Raw genomic sequence first — 16,478 nt, 5'->3', positions numbered from 1 at the left:
ACCATGCAAACTCGTGACGACATTTTCAACACCCTGCGCGACGCCCTGGTCGAACTGTTCGAACTGGATCCGGCCCGCGTGAGCCTGGAGTCGAACCTGTACCAGGACCTGGAAATCGACAGCATCGACGCCGTCGACCTGATCGATCACATCAAGCGCCAGACCGGCAAGAAAATCGCCGCCGAGGAATTCAAGTCGGTGCGCACCGTCAGCGACGTGGTCGAGGCGGTCTACCGTCTGGTTCAGCCGGCCGCATGAGCCGACTGATCGGCCTCGGCCTGCTGCTGGCGGGTCTGCTGTACCCCTTTGCGGTGTATTTCGGCATGGAGCACTTTGCGCCGTGGCAGTTCGGGCTGCTGCTGGGCGGCCTGTGGCTGGCCCGGGCGCTGACCGGTCGGCGCAAGCCCGGCAGCCTGTGGATGGCCGCCACGGCCATCGGCTTCTGCCTGGTGCTGGCGGTGTTCGACAGCCCGCGCCTGCTGCGCTGGTATCCGGTGCTGATCAGCGGCTTCATGCTGGCGCTGTTCGGCCTGAGCCTGAAGTACGGCCCGCCGATGGCCGAGCGCCTGGCGCGCCTGCGTGAACCGCACCTGCCGCCCGCCGCGGTGCGCTACACCCGCCGGGTCACCGTGGCCTGGAGCGTGTTCTTCTTCTGCAACGGTTTGTGCGCCGCCCTCCTGACCCTGTGGGCGCCGCTGCATTGGTGGATGTTGTACACCGGCCTGATCTCCTACGGACTGATCGGCCTGATGTTTGCCATTGAATGGCTGATACGACAACGGGTAAGAGGCCGTACATGAACTGGACAAGACTTGAGCAACTGTTGCTCAAGGAACTGCCGGCCCGCGCAGTCGCCTGCGCACCGGCGCTGAACCACGCGCAACTGCGCCGGCAGGCCCTGAGCCTGGCCGCCGGCCTGCAGGCCCGGGGCGTGCGGCAGATCGCCGTGCACCTGGAGGACGCCGCCGAGCTGGCCGTGGCGCTGCTCGGCGCCTGGCGCGCAGGCGTCGGCGTGCTGCTGCCTGCGGACCTGCAGGCCCAGACCCGCCAGCGCTGGTCGGACGACGTCGACCTGTGGCTGACCGACCAGGCCGGCGACCCGCACCTGAACGATTTCGACCCTCCGCCCCTGGACGCCGCCGAGCTCGACCTCGACCGTTGCCGGCTGAGCCTGTGCACGTCCGGCTCCAGCGGCGAACCCAAGCGCATCGACAAGACCCTGCGCCAACTGGCCAACGAGGTCGAAGCCCTCGAACAGCTCTGGGGCGCGGATCTGGGCCAGGCGTGCATCATCGGCAGCGTGGCCACCCAGCACATCTACGGCCTGCTGTTCCGCGTGCTGTGGCCGCTGTGCGCCGGGCGCCCGTTCGTGCGCCGGCAACTGCCGTTCCCCGAAGACCTGCAACGCGCCAGCCGCGAACACCCGTCCTTCGCCTGGGTCGCCAGCCCGGCCTTGCTCAAGCGCATGGGCGACAACCTCGACTGGCCGGCCCTGAGCGCCGTGCGCCGGGTATTTTCCTCCGGCGGCGCGCTGCCGCCGCACGCCGCGCAGGATCTGCACCGGCGCCTGGGGCAATGGCCGACGGAAATCCTCGGCAGCTCCGAGACCGGCGGCATCGCCTGGCGCCAGGGTGAACCGCTCTGGCAGCCCTTCCAGGGCGTCGAGCTGAGTCAGGACAACGACGGCGCCCTGCTGATCGCCTCGCCTTACTTGCCCGCCGGCCACATCGAACACACCGCCGACGCCGCCCGCATGGCGGCCGATGGCCGGTTCGAGCTGCTGGGCCGGCTGGACCGGATCGTGAAACTGGAGGAGAAGCGCATCTCCCTGCCGATGCTCGAACAGGCACTGACGGCCCACGACTGGGTCGCCGAGGCGCGACTGGGCGTGGTGCAGGAAAACCGCGCCTCCCTCGGCGCCTTGCTGGTGCTCAGCGAGCAGGGATTGCACACCCTGCGCGAGCACGGCCGGCGCCACCTGACCGAAACCCTGCGCCGGCACCTGAGCCCGCACTGCGAAGCCCTGGCCCTGCCCCGGCGCTGGCGGTTGATGCGGCAATTGCCCCTGAACACCCAGGGCAAACTGCCCCAGGCCGATGTCGACGCATTGCTGCTGGCGCCCCGGCCGAAGGCGCCGGAGGTGCTGGAGCAACTCGAGAGCGACGGCGAATGGAGCCTGCAACTGGCGGTGCCGCCGGACCTGGCCCACTTCAGCGGGCACTTTCCCAAGGCGCCGGTGCTGCCCGGCGTGGTGCAGGTGGAATGGGCGTTCAACCTCGCCCGGCACTGCATGAACCTCGGCGGAACGTTCGCCGGCATGGAAGTGCTCAAGTTCCAGCAACTGGTGCGCCCCGGCGACGAGATCCAGTTGCACCTTCGCTTCGATCCCGAGCGCGGCAAAGTGTATTTCGCCTACCGCAACGAAACCGCCACCTGCTCCAGCGGCCGGATCCTGCTGGGGGATCCCCGCCCTTCCCAAGCGGAGGGCCGGCATGCATAACCCTTGCGCGGTGATCCCCGTCTACAACCACGAAACCGCCGTCACCACGGTGGTTGACGCCCTGCTCGCCCAAGGCCTGCCGTGCATCCTGGTGGACGACGCCAGCCACCGCGCCTGCGCCCAGGTGCTCGACGCACTGGCCGGGCGCGAACGGGTTCACCTGGTGCGCCTGACCGCCAACCAGGGCAAGGGCGGCGCGGTGATGACCGGCCTGCGCGAAGCGGCGCGGCTGGGCTTCACCCACGCCTTGCAGGTGGACGCCGACGGCCAGCACGACCTGCAGGACGTCGCCCGCTTCATCGAAGCCTCCCGCGCGCTGCCCGGCGCGGTCATCTGCGGCTATCCGCTGTACGACGCCAGCGTGCCCAAGGGGCGCCTGTACGCGCGTTACCTGACCCACGCGATGGTGTGGATCAACACCTTGTCGCTCAAGATCCGCGATTCGATGTGCGGCTTTCGCGTGTACCCGCTGGAGCCGACGCTGGCGGTGATCGACTCGGCGCGGATCGGCAAGCGCATGGACTTCGATTCGGACATCCTCGTGCGCCTGGCGTGGCGCAACCGGCCGATGCACTGGCTGCAGACCCGCGTGCACTACCCGCTGGACGGCGTGTCGCACTTCCGGCTGTTCCACGACAACCTGCTGATCTCGGGCATGCACACCCGGCTGTTCTTCGGCATGCTCGTGCGGGCGCCGGCGATCCTCTGGCGACGGTGGCGGACATGAGCGCCGAGACCGAAGACAAGCACTGGGCCGACCGGCAGGAGCGCGGCAGCTTCCTGCTGATGAAATTCACAGCCTTCGCCGCACGGGTGCTGGGCCGGCGCCTGCTGAGCCCGCTGCTCTACGGCATCGTCCTGTACTTTTTCCTCTTCGGCCGCAGCGCCCGGCAGAGCGCCTGGCAATACCAGCGGCGCCTCGCCGACTGGAGCGGGCGCCGCGACCTGCGCCCCGGCCTGTGGCGGGTGTTCAGCCAGTTCATGGCGTTCGCCGATGCGATGCTCGACAAGCTCGACGTGTGGCACGGCAAGATCGGCCTCGAACAGATCGAGATCGTCGACCCGGCGCTGCTGCGCCACCAGATGCGCGGCAAGCGCGGGCAACTGCTGGTGGGCTCGCACCTGGGCAACCTGGAGGTGTGCCGGGCGCTTGCGGAGATCGGCGAGAAGGTCACCATGAACGTGCTGGTGCACACCAAGCACGCCGAACAGTTCAACCGCCTGCTGGGCGAGGCCGGGGCCACCAACCTGCGGCTGATCCAGGTCAGCGAGCTGGATCCTGTGATCATGCTGCAGCTGCACGAACGCCTGGAGCGCGGCGAATGGCTGGCGATCGCCGGCGACCGCGTGCCGCTGCACGGCGGGCGCAGCGTGACCGTGGACTTCCTCGGCCATCCGGCCGCGTTCCCCCAGGGACCGTGGCTGCTGGCCGGGCTGCTCAAGTGCCCGGTCAATCTCCTGATGTGCCTGAAGCGGCCCGACGGCCGCTACCGCCTGACCCTCGAACCCTTCGCCGACAGCGTGGAATGGAAGCGCAGCGAACGCGAACAGGTCATTCATCAGTGGGCATCCCGCTATGCCCGGCGACTGAGTCACTATTGCCTCGAAGCACCGCTGCAATGGTTCAATTTCTACCCATTCTGGAAAACCGATGACCACGCCAACCCCTGAGCCGGTAACCTTCGGCGAACGCCCCTTGCGCATCGAAGACGTGCTGGCCCTGGCCGAACGCCGGGCGCCCGCGCAGTTGCAGAGCGACGCCGACTACCGTCGGCGCATCGCCAAGGGCGCGCAGTTCCTCGACTCGCTGCTGGACAAGGAAGGCGTGATCTACGGCGTGACCACCGGCTACGGCGACTCCTGCGTGGTCGCGGTGCCGCTGCACCACGTCGAGGCGCTGCCGCAGCACCTGTTCACCTTCCACGGCTGCGGGCTGGGCAAGCTGCTCGACGCCCAGGCCACCCGTGCGGTGCTGGCCGCGCGGCTGCAGTCGCTGTGCCACGGCGTGTCCGGGGTGCGGGTCGAACTGCTGGAGCGGCTGCAGGCATTCCTTGAGCACGACATCCTGCCGCTGATTCCGGAGGAGGGCTCGGTGGGCGCCAGCGGCGACCTGACGCCGCTGTCCTACGTCGCCGCGACCCTGTCCGGCGAGCGCGAAGTGATGTTCCGCGGCGAGCGCCGCCAGGCCGCCGACGTGCACCGCGAACTGGGCTGGACGCCGCTGGTGCTGCGGCCCAAGGAGGCCCTGGCCCTGATGAACGGCACGGCCGTGATGACCGGCCTGGCGTGCCTGGCCTTCGCCCGCGCCGATTACCTGCTGCGGCTGGCCACCCGCATCACCGCGCTCAACGTGGTGGCGCTGCAAGGCAATCCGGAGCACTTCGACGAGCGCCTGTTCGCCGCCAAGCCGCATCCGGGGCAGATGCAGGTCGCCGCCTGGCTGCGCCAGGATCTGGCCATCGACGCGCCGACCGCGCCGCTGCACCGCCTGCAGGACCGCTACTCCCTGCGCTGCGCGCCCCACGTGCTCGGCGTGCTGGCCGACAGCCTGGGCTGGCTGCGCGGGTTCATCGAGACTGAACTCAACAGCGCCAACGACAACCCGATCATCGACGCCGAGGCCGAACGCGTGCTGCACGGCGGGCACTTCTACGGCGGCCACATCGCGTTCGCCATGGACAGCCTGAAAAACCTTGTGGCCAACGTCGCCGACCTGCTCGACCGCCAGCTCGCCCTGCTGGTGGACGAGCGCTACAACCACGGCCTGCCAAGCAACCTGTCCGGCGCCGACGCCGAACGGGCGATGCTCAACCACGGCTTCAAGGCCGTGCAGATCGGCGCCAGCGCCTGGACCGCCGAAGCCTTGAAGAACACGATGCCGGCCAGCGTGTTCTCGCGCTCCACCGAATGCCACAACCAGGACAAGGTGAGCATGGGCACCATCGCCGCCCGGGATGCGATCCGCGTGCTGGAGCTGACCGAGCAGGTGGCCGCCGCCACGCTGCTCGCCGCCCAGCAGGGCGTGTGGCTGCGCAGCCGGGCCGAAGACGCGCGGCCGTTGCCGCCGGCGCTGGCCGCGATGCACGAAACGCTCGCCGAGGACTTTGCCCCGGTGATCGAAGACCGCGCCCTGGAAGGCGAACTGCGCCTGTGCCTGCAACGCATCGGCGAACGCCGCTGGAGGCTGCATGCGTAGCGCCGGGGTGCTTCACGCCGATGCGGAAGTGGTCGTGCCGTTCTTCGACGTCGATTCCATGCACGTGGTCTGGCACGGCCATTACGTCAAATACCTGGAAGTGGCGCGCTGCGCGCTGCTGGACAAGATCGGCCACAACTACAGTCAGATGTCCGACTCGGGCTACGCCTGGCCGGTGATCGACCTGCAGTTGCGCTATGTGCGCGGCGCGGTGTTCGGCCAGCGGCTGAACGTGCGCGCCAGCCTGGTGGAATGGGAAAACCGGCTGAAGATCCATTACCTGATCACCGACGCCGTCACCGGCGAGCGCCTGACCCGCGCAAGCTCGGTGCAGGTGGCGGTGGAGATCGGCAGCCGCGAGATGCAACTGGCGTCACCGAAAGTCTTCACCCAAGCCGTGGAAAGGATGCTGCGATGACCGTTCTCTGCAAATGGCTCGGCGCTTTGGCGTTGCTGGCCGTGACGACGCTGGCCAATGCCTTCGACCTGGAGCAGCTGCGCGATCAGCTGGCCAAGCCTGACGTGATCCATGGCCGGTTCATCCAGGAAAAGCACCTGCGCGCGCTGCCCAAGCCGCTGATCAGCCAGGGCCGTTTCGTCCTGGCCAAAGACCACGGCCTGCTCTGGCTGCTGAAGACCCCGCTGCAGCAGGACTACCGCATCACCGCCCAAGGCATCGCCCGGCGCGATGCCGGCGGCTGGCAGATGCTGCCGGACAAGAGCGCCGGCGCCGAACAGAACCGACTGTTCCTCGCCGTGCTGCAAGGCGACAGCAGCGGCCTGCAGCGGGATTTCGAACTGGCCCTGAGCGGCGACGCCGGTCAGTGGAAACTGACCCTGACCCCGCGTTCGGTGCTGCTCAAGCAGGTGTTCGACCGGATCGACATCGGCGGCGGCGCCTTGGTGCAGACCATCGAACTGCAGGAAACCCAGGGCGACAGCACCGTGCTGCGCATGCAGGACAGCACCGCCGGCCAACCGCTGAGCGACGCGGAGCGCCATGACTTTGCCCCGTGAACGCACGCCGGGCGAACGCCGGCTGCCCTGGCTGTTCCTGATCCTGCTGCTGGCGGTCGTCGCCCTGGGCGCCTGGCAATGGCGCAACGGCGCGCCGCTGTCGGCCAACCTGATGGAGCTGGTGCCGGGCACCCACCCCGACGCGCTGGAGCTTAAGGCCGAACAGCGCATGCAGGAGCCGCTCAACCGCGAGATCCTGGTGCTGGTGGGCCACGCCGACCGCCGGCAAGCCGTCGCCATGGCCCAGGCCCTGGGCGAGCGCTGGCAGGCCAGCGGTCTGTTCGACAAGGTGCAGTGGAACCTTCAGGCGGACCTGCCGGCCCTGCGCACGCAACTGCTGCAAGGGCGGCTGGCGATGCTGTCGGCGGATGACCGGCAACTGCTGACCGAGCACCCGGATGCGTTCATCCAGCAACGGGTGCAGGCGCTGTTCGACCCCTTCGCCGGTTTCAGCCTGGTGCCCAGCCAGGACGACTGGCTGGGCCTGACCGGGCGCATCCAGAACAGCCAGCCCAAGCACGGCACCGTGCAGCTGGACATCGGCAGCGGCGCGCTGGTCGCCGAGGCCGACGGCAAGCAGTGGGTGCTGCTGCGCGCCCGCAGCACCGGCAACGCGTTCGACATGAACCTGCCGCCGCAGGTCGCCGCATTGCTGCAGCACAGCCGCGAACAGGCGGCGACGGCGGACGTGCAACTGCTGGCCGCCAGCGGCCTGCTGTACGCCGCCAGCGGCCAGCGGCAAGCCACGCAGGAGATGACCTGGGTCGGCGGCGGCGCCACCCTCGGCATCCTGTTGCTGCTGCTGTTCGCCTTCCGCCGCTGGCGGGTGCTGCTGGCGTTCGTTCCGGTGCTGGCGGGCATGTTGTTCGGCGCGGTCGCCTGCGTGGCGCTGTTCGGCCACCTGCATGTGATGACCCTGGTGCTCGGCTCCAGCCTGATCGGCGTGGCGGTGGACTACCCGCTGCATTACCTGTCCAAGGGCTGGAGCCTCAAGCCCTGGCGCAGCTGGCCGGCCCTGCGCCTGACCCTGCCGGGGCTGACCCTGAGCCTGGTGACCAGCGCCATCGGCTACCTGGCCCTGGCCTGGACGCCGTTCCCGGCCCTGACCCAGATCGCCGTGTTCTCCGCCGCCGGGCTGCTCGGCGCGTACCTGTCGGCGGTGTGCCTGCTGCCGGCGCTGCTGGGCAACGTCGAGCTGCGGCCGGCGCAATGGCCGCTGCGCCTGGCCGAACGACTGGTGACCCTGCGCGAACGTCTGCTGGCGCACGCCAAGACTCCCGTCCTGTTGGCGCTGCTGATCGCCTTCTGCACCGCAGGCCTGCTGCAGCTGGACACCCGCAACGACATCCGCCAGTGGATCGGCGCACCGAAACGACTGACCGACGAAGCCCAGGCCATCGCCCGCATCACCGGCTTCCAGCCCACCAGCCAGTTCTTCCTGGTCCGCGCCGCCAACCAGCAGGAACTGCTGGAGCGGCAAGCGGCGTTGAGCGAACGCCTGCAGCAACTGGTCAACCTCGACAAGCTGCAGGGCTATCTGGCCCTCGACCAGTTGCTCGGCCCGCCGGACCAACAGCAGCGGGTGCGCGAAGCCTTGGGCAAGCTGCCGCAGTTCTGGCAGCCGCTGATCGACCTCGGCGTGCCGCCCGAAGCGCTGCACGCCGAACTGGCCCGGTTGCAGGCCCTGCCCGCCGAGGACATCGACACCGCCCTGGCAGGCCCGCTCGGCGAGCCGTACCGCACCTTGTGGCTGGGCCCCACCGAAAACGGCGGCGTGGCGGCGATGACCAGCCTGCAAGGCCTGAACAACCCGGCGCTGCTGCGGGTGCAGGCGCGGGACTTGCCGGGGGTGGTGTTGGTGGACCGCCTCGGCGAGCTGAACGAGGTGTTCGCCGCCACCCAGATCAGCGCCGCCGAACTGAAGCTGGCCTCCTGCGTGCTGATCGTGCTGGTGCTGATCCTGCCGTTCGGCCTCGGCGGCGCGCTGCGCATCGTGTCCCTGCCGCTGCTGGCGGCGCTGTGCAGCCTGGCCAGTCTCGGCTGGCTGGGCCAGCCTTTGACCCTGTTCAGCCTGTTCGGCCTGTTGCTGGTGACGGCGATCAGTGTCGATTACGCGATCCTCATGCGCGAACAGGTCGGCGGCGCCGCCGTCAGCCTGCTCGGCACCCTGCTGGCGGCGGCCACGACCTGGCTGTCGTTCGGCCTGCTGGCGGTGTCGAGCACCCCGGCGGTGAGCAACTTCGGCCTGTCGGTGAGCCTGGGGCTGGCGTTCAGCTTCCTGCTCGCCCCCTGGGCCGGCCGTCATGCCCATGAGACCGTCGCCGCGGAGCCGGCAGCATGACGGTCGCCGCGTTCTGGCTGATGGCCTTGGCGCTGTTCGCCGGGGCGACCCGTGCCGGCCGGTGCCTGAGCCTGATCCCGATCGTCAGCCAGTTGCTGCTGGCCAGTTTCGTCCTGCCGGTGCTGATGTATTTCTGGATCGAACCGCAGTGGCACCTGAGCGGTGCGCAACTGATCGCGCCGGACTGGCTGAAACACCTCTACAGCCTGAGTTTCGCCCTGCTGCTGGGGCACATCCTCAGCGACGTGATCGACCTGCGCCTGGACCGCCAGAGCGTGAAGATCGCCGCGCCGAGCTTTGCCGTGCCGTTCGCCTGCGGCCTGGCGACCGCGCACTGGCTGCTGCCGGCGCAACCGTGGATCAGCTCGCTGGCCATCGGCCTGGTGTTCGCCATCACCGCGATCCCGGTGCTGTACCTGTACCTGCGCCACATCGGTTACCCGCCGGCCGCCACCCGGCGCCTGGTGCAGACCGCCATCCTGATCGACCTGGCCTGCTGGACGCTGTTCGGCCTGGCCCAGGGCAGCCTGCACCTGAGCAGCCTGCTGCTGCCGCTCGGGCTGGCCTGCGTGCCGTTGCTGCTGCGCCTGTTGCGCGTGCGTCGGCCGCTGTTCTACAGCCTCGGTTTCTTCGGCCTGCTGGTGGCGGCCGAACACTTCAAGCTCAATGCGCTGATCTTCGGCATCGGCTACCTGCTGTGCATGGCGGTGCTCAAGGTACCGCTGGTACTGCCGCTGCCGGCGCACTGGATGAACCGCCTGCAGACCTGGGTCGCCATTCCGTTGATCCTCACCTTCGGCATCGTCCAGATCGACGTGCACAGCGCCCTCGCCAGCCTCGGAGCCGCGCAATGGGCGGCGCTGCTGCTGTTGCCGGTCGCCAGCAAACTGCTGGGCAACTGGCTCGGCCTCGGCTGGGCCGGCGCCTCGTTCCCGGGCGCCAGCCGCTGGCGCGAAAGCGTGCTGCTGAACATCCGCGGCCTGAGCGAAATCGTCTTTCTCAACCTGCTGCTGCAACAAGGCCTGATCAGCCCGGCGCTGTACTTCGCGCTGATGCTGATGGGGCTGTTCGCAACGCTGATGCCGGCCCTCATCGGCCTGCACCGCGCGTCGCCGAACCCTACCGCCGCCCCGGCCAGGAGCTCACGTGCCGACCGTTGAAATGGAATCCCGCCAGGTGGCCGTGATCGGCGCCGGCCCGTCCGGCGCCATCGCCGCCGCGCTGCTCAAGCGCCAGGGGCACGATGTGCTGGTGATCGAGCGCCAACACTTCCCGCGTTTCTCCATCGGCGAGAGCCTGCTGTGCCATTGCCTGGACTTCGTCGAGGAAGCCGGCATGCTCGATGCCGTCAACGCCGCCGGGTTCCAGCGCAAGACCGGCGCCGCGTTCGCCTGGGGCGAGCGTTACAGCGCCTTCGACTTCAGCGACACCTTCACCGCCGGCAAACCGACCACCTTCCAGGTGCAGCGCGCCGCTTTCGACAAGCTGCTGGCGGATCAGGCCGCCCTGCAAGGGGTGGAGATCCGCTACGGCGAAACCATCGCCGGCGTCGACTTCGACCGTCCGCGGCCGCAACTGACCGTGCAGCGGGAGGACGGCGGCGAGTACCGCGTCGAAGCGGATTTCGTGCTCGACGCCAGCGGTTACGGCCGGGTGCTTGCGCGCTTGCTGGACCTGGAGGCGCCGTCGGACTTCCCGCTGCGCCAGGCGGTGTTCACCCACGTCGAAGACCGCATCGCCCACCCGGGCTTCGACCGCGAGAAGATCCTCGTCACCGTCCACCCGCAGCAGCGGGACGTCTGGTTCTGGACCATTCCGTTCAGCGACGGCCGCTGCTCGGTGGGCGTGGTGGCCGGTGCCGAACACTTCCAGGGGCACGAGGGCGACCTCGACGCCTGCCTGCGCGGCTTCATCGCACAAACGCCGAGCCTGGCCGGCGTGCTGGCGCATGCCGTGTGGGACACCCCGGCGCGTTCCCTCGGCGGCTACGCGGCCAACGTCAAGGCCCTGCACGGCCCGGGCTTCGCGCTGCTGGGCAACGCGGCGGAATTCCTCGACCCGGTGTTTTCCTCCGGGGTGACCATCGCAATGCGCTCGGCGAGCATGGCCGCCGGCCTGCTGCACCGCCAGCTGCAGGGCGAAACGGTCGATTGGCACAGCGAATTCGCCGTCCCCCTCAAACGCGGCGTCGACACGTTCCGCGCCTACGTCGAAGGCTGGTATGCCGGCACCTTCCAGGACGTGATCTTCCATGAGCACGCCTCCCCCGACATCCGCCGGATGATCTGCTCGATCCTCGCCGGCTACGCCTGGGACGGGCGCAACCCGTTCGTCAGCGAAGCGCGCCGCCGGCTGAAAACGATTTCCGAACTCTGCGCAAAGGACGCCCCATGAACTACTTGAGCGACAGCTACGTCGAGGAGACCCGTTTCGGCTTCTGGTTCCTGCGCAGCCACACCTGGCAGCACCATGTGCTGCGCGTGGCGATCAATGACCTGCGCGGTCTGTTCGACGGGCCGCTGCCGGAGCGCCCGGTGCTGCTGGACGCCGGCTGCGGCCAAGGCAAGTCCTTCCGTCACCTGCACCAGACCTTCGCGCCGAAGCACCTGATCGGCCTCGACGCCGACCCCCACAGCCTCGCCCTGAGCGCCGAGGAAGCCGCCAGCCTGAACCTGGACGTCGAGCTGATCGGCAGCGACTGCGCCAGCCTCAAGGTGGCCGACAACAGCGTCGACCTGCTGTTCTGCCACCAGACCTTCCATCACCTGGTGGAACAGGAAAAGGCCCTCGCTGAGTTCTACCGGGTGCTCAAGCCCGGCGGCCACCTGCTGTTCGCCGAGTCCACCGAGGCCTACATTGATACATGGGTGATCCGCTGGCTGTTCCGCCATCCGATGCAGGTGCAGAAGAGCGCGGCGCAGTACCTGGAGATGATCCGCGGGCAGGGCTTCGAGTTCACCGGGCGCAACGTCTCGTACCCGTACCTGTGGTGGAGCCGGGCGAAGGATTTCGGCCTGCTCGAACGCTTCGGCCTGCGCCGGCCCAAACCGTTCGGCCAGCGTGAGGAAACCCTGGTCAACGTCGTCGCCCGCAAACCGCTGGAGGTCGCAGACTGATGCTGTGCGTACCGTATGGGCGCGGGCTCGCCCGCGAAGGCCGTGTGCCGGCCGCCCCCGTTGCCGGGCTTTGGCGCGCCGTGTCCGCGCTGCTGCGCCTGTTCGCGCTCGCGGGCCTGGCCTTGCTGGGCGCCTGCGCCAGCCAGGCGCCGCTGCCGGCGGCCGACCCGACGCTGCCTTTGCCGCTGCAACTGCACATCGAGCGGCAACTGGCCGGCCAGCGCCAGGACTGGCTGCTGGTGATACAGCGCGAAGGCGGCGGGATCCGCTGGTCGATGATGGATCCCTTGGGCATTCCCCAGGCCCGCCAGCGGCTGGTCGACGGACGCTGGCAGGCCGACGGCCTGCTGCCGCCCAACCCGGAAGCCCGGGAACTGTTCGCCGCGCTGCTGTTCGCCCTGACCCCGTCCGCCGAACTGACGCACAATTACCCCGCCGCGCAACAGGGCGGCGGGCATCGTTCCCTGCCGGCGCGCTGGGACATCCGTTACGCACAACCGTTGAGCTTCGAATTGAATCTGCCCCAAGGCCCGCACTACCGCGTGTCCCCGCTCGGTGAACCGACGCCATGACCACCTACCTCAATGCCCTCGGCGTGGTCTGCGCCCTGGGCCGCGACAAGCCTGAAGTCGCCCGCAACCTGTTCGCCGGCGACTGCTCGGGCATGCGCCGCGAGGCCGGCTGGGTGCCGGAGCGCGAGCTGCCGGTGGCGGGCGTCCACGGCGACCTGCCTCCCGTTCCGTCGGCGCTGGCGGCGCACGGCAGCCGCAACAACCGGCTGCTGCTCGAAGCCGCCCTGCAGATCCGCGACGACATCGATCAGGCGATCCGCACCTACGGCCCCGACCGCGTCGGCGTGGTGCTCGGCACCAGCACCTCGGGCATCGACGAAGCCAGCCAGGGCCTGGCCCGCTACCTCCGCGAGCAGCGCTTCCCGGCCGACTACGACTACCGGCAACAGGAACTGGGCGCTCCGGCGAACTTCCTCGTCGACTGGCTGCAACTGAGCGGCCCGGCCTATGTGATTTCCACCGCCTGCACCTCCAGCGCCCGCGCGCTGATGAGCGCCCGCCGCCTGCTCGATCTGGGCGTGTGCGACGCGGTGCTGTGCGGCGGCGTCGACAGTCTGTGCAAGCTGACCCTCAACGGCTTCACGGCGCTGGAAGCGGTATCGGACGAACGCTGCAATCCGTTCTCGGCCAACCGCGACGGCATCAACATCGGCGAGGCGGCGGTGCTGTTCGTGATGAGCCGCGAACGCGGCGCAGGTCCTGCGATCGCGTTGCTGGGCGATGGCGCCAGTTCCGATGCGCATCACATCTCCGCACCGGAGCCCTCCGGCCGCGGCGCGCTGCAAGCGATGCAGAAGGCCTTGGCCCGCGCCGGCCTGCAAGCCTCGCAGATCGGCTACCTGAACCTGCACGGCACGGCGACCCAGCACAACGACGCCATGGAAAGCCTGGCCGTCGCCGGCCTGTTTCCGGACGGCGTGCCGTGCTCCTCGACCAAGCCGATGACCGGCCACACCCTCGGCGCCGCCGGGGCTCTGGAGGCCGCGTTCTGCTGGCTGAGCCTGGCGGCCGAGAACCGCGAAGGGCGCCTGCCGCCGCACATCTGGGACGGTCAGGCGGATCCGGCGTTGCCGGCCCTGCGCTGGGTGACCGCGCACGACCGCCTGTCGTCCATTGCACCCCGCTACCTGATGAGCAACTCGTTTGCCTTCGGCGGCAACAACGTCAGCCTGATTATCGGAGACGCACCATGAACGACTGGCCGCTCGCCGAACTGCTGCCCCACGCCGGCGACATGATCCTGATCGACCGGATCCTAGGCTTCGACGACGAGCAGATCCGCACCTGCCTCACGGTCCGCCCCGACGGCCTGTTCAGCCTGCCCGACGGCAGCCTGCCGGCATGGGTCGGCCTCGAACTGATGGCGCAGAGCGTCGCCGCCTTCGCCGGCTGCCACGCCCGGCAAAAGGGCAACCCGGTGGAGCTGGGCTTCCTGCTCGGCACCCGCCGCTTCGAGTGCAATGTCGAGGCGTTCCCGGCCGGCAGCGAGCTGACCGTCCACGGCATCCGCTCGCTGGAGGACGACAACGGCATGGGCGTGTTCGAATGCCACATCGATGCCCCCGGCATCCACGCCAGCGCCCGGCTCAACGTGTTCCGCCCGCCGCGGCCGGCCGCTTACCTCGATCAAACAACCTCTGGACAGAAAAGGGAGTCGAACGATGACTGAATCCGTACTGGTCACCGGCTCCAGCCGTGGCATCGGCCGCGCCATCGCCTTGCGCCTGGCCCGCGCAGGCCATGACATCGTCTTGCATTGCCGCAGCGGCATGGCCGAGGCGCAGGCCGTGAAGGCCGAGATCGAAGCGATGGGCCGCAACGCCCGGATCCTGCAGTTCGACGTGGCCGACCGCGAGGCCTGCAAGGCCGTGCTGGAAGCCGACGTCGAAGCCCACGGCGCCTGCTACGGCGTGGTGCTCAACGCCGGCCTGACCCGTGACGGCGCCTTTCCGGCCCTGGGCGAGGACGACTGGGACGTGGTGCTGCGCACCAACCTCGACGGTTTCTACAATGTCCTGCACCCGCTGACGATGCCGATGATCCGCCGCCGCGCCGCCGGTCGGATCGTCTGCATCACCTCGGTGTCGGGGCTGATCGGCAACCGCGGCCAGGTCAACTACAGCGCCTCCAAGGCCGGCGTGATCGGCGCGGCAAAGGCGTTGGCGATCGAGCTGGCCAAGCGCAAAATCACAGTGAACTGCGTCGCGCCGGGCCTGATCGACACGGCGATGCTCGACGAGAACGTGCCGGTGGAGGAACTGATGAAAATGATCCCGGCGCAACGCATGGGCACCCCGGAAGAGGTGGCCGGCGCGGTGAATTTCCTGATGTCGGCGGAAGCGTCGTACATCACCCGCCAGGTGCTGGCGGTCAACGGAGGCCTGTGCTGATGAAACGCGTCGTCGTCACCGGCATGGCCGGCATCACCTCGCTTGGCAGCGACTGGGATACCATCGCCGGCAACTTCGCCGCCAACCGCAGCGGCATCCGCCGGATGGACGAATGGGACCGGTTCAGCGAACTCAACACGCGCCTGGCCGGCCCCATCGATGACTTTTCCGTGCCCGCGCACTGGACGCGCAAGCAACTGCGCAGCATGGGCCGGGTTTCGCGCCTCGCCGTCGGCGCCGCCGAACAGGCGCTGGCCGACGCCGGGCTGCTCGGCGACGACTCGATCCGGGACGGCCGCATGGGCGTGGCCTGCGGTTCGTCCACCGGCAGCACCGACGAGATCAAGGCGTTCGGCAACATGCTGCTCAACTCGGTGGCCGAAGGCCTGAACGCCAACTCCTACGTGCGGATGATGCCGCACACCACGGCGGCCAACATCAGCATCTTCTTCGGCCTCACCGGGCGCCTGATCCCGACGTCCAGCGCCTGCACCAGCGGCAGCCAAGGCATCGGCTACGCCTACGAGGCGATCAAGTTCGGCCGTCTGCCGATGATGCTCGCCGGCGGCGCCGAAGAGCTGTGCCCGACCGAAGCCATGGTGTTCGACGCCCTGTACGCCACCAGCCTGAAGAACGACGCCCCGCACACCTCCCCGCGCCCCTACGACAAGGGCCGCGACGGCCTGGTGATCGGCGAAGGCGCCGGAATGCTGGTGCTGGAGGAGCTGGAGCACGCCCTGGCCCGCGGCGCGCGGATCCACGCCGAGATCGTCGGCTTCGGCAGCAACGCCGACGGCCAGCACACCACCCGTCCCGAGCTGGTCACCATGCGCCGGGCCATGGAACTGGCGCTGGAGGACGCCGGCCTTGCGCCGGACGCCATCGGCTACGTGAACGGCCACGGCACCGCCACCGAACAGGGCGACATCGCCGAGACCCTGGCCACCAGCGGCCTGTTCGGTGAACGCATGCCGATCAGCTCGCAGAAGAGCTTCCTGGGCCACACCCTGGGGGCCTGCGGGGCGCTGGAGTCGTGGTTCAGCATCGAAATGCTCAACCGCGACCTGTACGTGCACACGCTCAACCTCGACGAGATCGATCCGCTGTGCGGCAAGCTCGACTACCTGCGCGGCGAATTCCGGCAGATGAGCCATGACTACGTGATGAACAACAACTTCGCCTTCGGTGGCGTCAACACGTCGTTGATCTTCCGGCGTTGGCGCTGAAAGGCGATCTGATGAAGGTGCAGTGGCGCCGGAAATGACAAAGGGCGCCTTGCGGCGCCCTTTCACAGGCAGGTCGGCGTGTCATGGCCCATCACCTGCCTGGCTCTGCGATAGCTGCTT

General features: G+C 68.8%; 17 protein-coding genes. All 17 read left to right on the top strand.

Going from position 1 to position 16,478, the window contains the following annotated elements; all coding sequences use genetic code 11:
• Positions 1-3 precede the first annotated feature (3 nt).
• Entirely contained in the window at positions 4-258 is a 255-nt protein-coding gene (locus CAG41_RS22835; protein WP_007947135.1) for an acyl carrier protein, read from the top strand.
• A complete protein-coding gene (locus CAG41_RS22830; protein ID WP_085585369.1) occupies positions 255-800 on the top strand; it encodes a hypothetical protein in 546 nt (181 codons plus the stop codon). Before CAG41_RS22835 ends, CAG41_RS22830 begins: the two co-directional genes overlap by 4 nt.
• A complete protein-coding gene (locus tag CAG41_RS22825) occupies positions 797-2,500 on the top strand; it encodes an acyl-CoA synthetase family protein (protein ID WP_085707500.1) in 1,704 nt (567 codons plus the stop codon). The genes CAG41_RS22830 and CAG41_RS22825 overlap by 4 nt, the downstream gene beginning before the upstream one ends.
• Positions 2,493-3,227, top strand: a complete 735-nt coding sequence (locus CAG41_RS22820; RefSeq protein ID WP_085585373.1) for a glycosyltransferase family 2 protein — start codon at positions 2,493-2,495, stop codon at positions 3,225-3,227. The genes CAG41_RS22825 and CAG41_RS22820 overlap by 8 nt, the downstream gene beginning before the upstream one ends.
• A complete protein-coding gene (locus tag CAG41_RS22815; protein WP_085631030.1) occupies positions 3,224-4,171 on the top strand; it encodes a glycosyl transferase in 948 nt (315 codons plus the stop codon). The genes CAG41_RS22820 and CAG41_RS22815 overlap by 4 nt, the downstream gene beginning before the upstream one ends.
• Positions 4,152-5,696, top strand: a complete 1,545-nt coding sequence (hutH, locus tag CAG41_RS22810; protein ID WP_085707499.1) for a histidine ammonia-lyase — start codon at positions 4,152-4,154, stop codon at positions 5,694-5,696. Before CAG41_RS22815 ends, hutH begins: the two co-directional genes overlap by 20 nt.
• On the top strand, positions 5,689-6,114 hold the full coding sequence (locus CAG41_RS22805; RefSeq protein ID WP_085585379.1) for a thioesterase family protein: 426 nt from the start codon (positions 5,689-5,691) through the stop codon (positions 6,112-6,114). The genes hutH and CAG41_RS22805 overlap by 8 nt, the downstream gene beginning before the upstream one ends.
• Complete coding sequence (locus CAG41_RS22800; protein ID WP_085585382.1) at positions 6,111-6,713, top strand: outer membrane lipoprotein carrier protein LolA; 603 nt, start codon at positions 6,111-6,113, stop codon at positions 6,711-6,713. The genes CAG41_RS22805 and CAG41_RS22800 overlap by 4 nt, the downstream gene beginning before the upstream one ends.
• A complete protein-coding gene (locus CAG41_RS22795) occupies positions 6,697-9,054 on the top strand; it encodes an MMPL family transporter (RefSeq protein ID WP_085707498.1) in 2,358 nt (785 codons plus the stop codon). The genes CAG41_RS22800 and CAG41_RS22795 overlap by 17 nt, the downstream gene beginning before the upstream one ends.
• A complete protein-coding gene (locus CAG41_RS22790; protein ID WP_085707497.1) occupies positions 9,051-10,214 on the top strand; it encodes a sodium:proton antiporter in 1,164 nt (387 codons plus the stop codon). The genes CAG41_RS22795 and CAG41_RS22790 overlap by 4 nt, the downstream gene beginning before the upstream one ends.
• Positions 10,201-11,448, top strand: a complete 1,248-nt coding sequence (locus CAG41_RS22785; protein WP_085631041.1) for an NAD(P)/FAD-dependent oxidoreductase — start codon at positions 10,201-10,203, stop codon at positions 11,446-11,448. Before CAG41_RS22790 ends, CAG41_RS22785 begins: the two co-directional genes overlap by 14 nt.
• Positions 11,445-12,170, top strand: a complete 726-nt coding sequence (locus CAG41_RS22780; protein ID WP_085640398.1) for a class I SAM-dependent methyltransferase — start codon at positions 11,445-11,447, stop codon at positions 12,168-12,170. Before CAG41_RS22785 ends, CAG41_RS22780 begins: the two co-directional genes overlap by 4 nt.
• A gap of 89 nt (positions 12,171-12,259) precedes the next feature.
• Positions 12,260-12,742 carry a hypothetical protein gene (locus CAG41_RS22775; protein ID WP_085585501.1) on the top strand — a complete coding sequence of 161 codons (483 nt, stop codon included), beginning with the start codon at positions 12,260-12,262 and terminating at the stop codon, positions 12,740-12,742.
• A complete protein-coding gene (locus tag CAG41_RS22770) occupies positions 12,739-13,935 on the top strand; it encodes a beta-ketoacyl-[acyl-carrier-protein] synthase family protein (protein ID WP_085707496.1) in 1,197 nt (398 codons plus the stop codon). The genes CAG41_RS22775 and CAG41_RS22770 overlap by 4 nt, the downstream gene beginning before the upstream one ends.
• On the top strand, positions 13,932-14,411 hold the full coding sequence (locus CAG41_RS22765) for a hotdog family protein (protein WP_085585394.1): 480 nt from the start codon (positions 13,932-13,934) through the stop codon (positions 14,409-14,411). Before CAG41_RS22770 ends, CAG41_RS22765 begins: the two co-directional genes overlap by 4 nt.
• Positions 14,404-15,132, top strand: a complete 729-nt coding sequence (fabG, locus tag CAG41_RS22760; protein WP_085640402.1) for a 3-oxoacyl-ACP reductase FabG — start codon at positions 14,404-14,406, stop codon at positions 15,130-15,132. Before CAG41_RS22765 ends, fabG begins: the two co-directional genes overlap by 8 nt.
• Positions 15,132-16,358: a beta-ketoacyl-ACP synthase gene (locus CAG41_RS22755; RefSeq protein WP_085585397.1), complete on the top strand. Its 1,227-nt coding sequence runs from the start codon at positions 15,132-15,134 to the stop codon at positions 16,356-16,358. Before fabG ends, CAG41_RS22755 begins: the two co-directional genes overlap by 1 nt.
• The last annotated feature ends 120 nt before the right edge of the window (positions 16,359-16,478 follow it).

It is taken from the genome of Pseudomonas sp. B35(2017) (genome assembly GCF_002113645.1).
Taxonomy (GTDB): domain Bacteria; phylum Pseudomonadota; class Gammaproteobacteria; order Pseudomonadales; family Pseudomonadaceae; genus Aquipseudomonas; species Aquipseudomonas ekonensis.
This window is presented reverse-complemented; position numbering and strand designations above follow the sequence as displayed.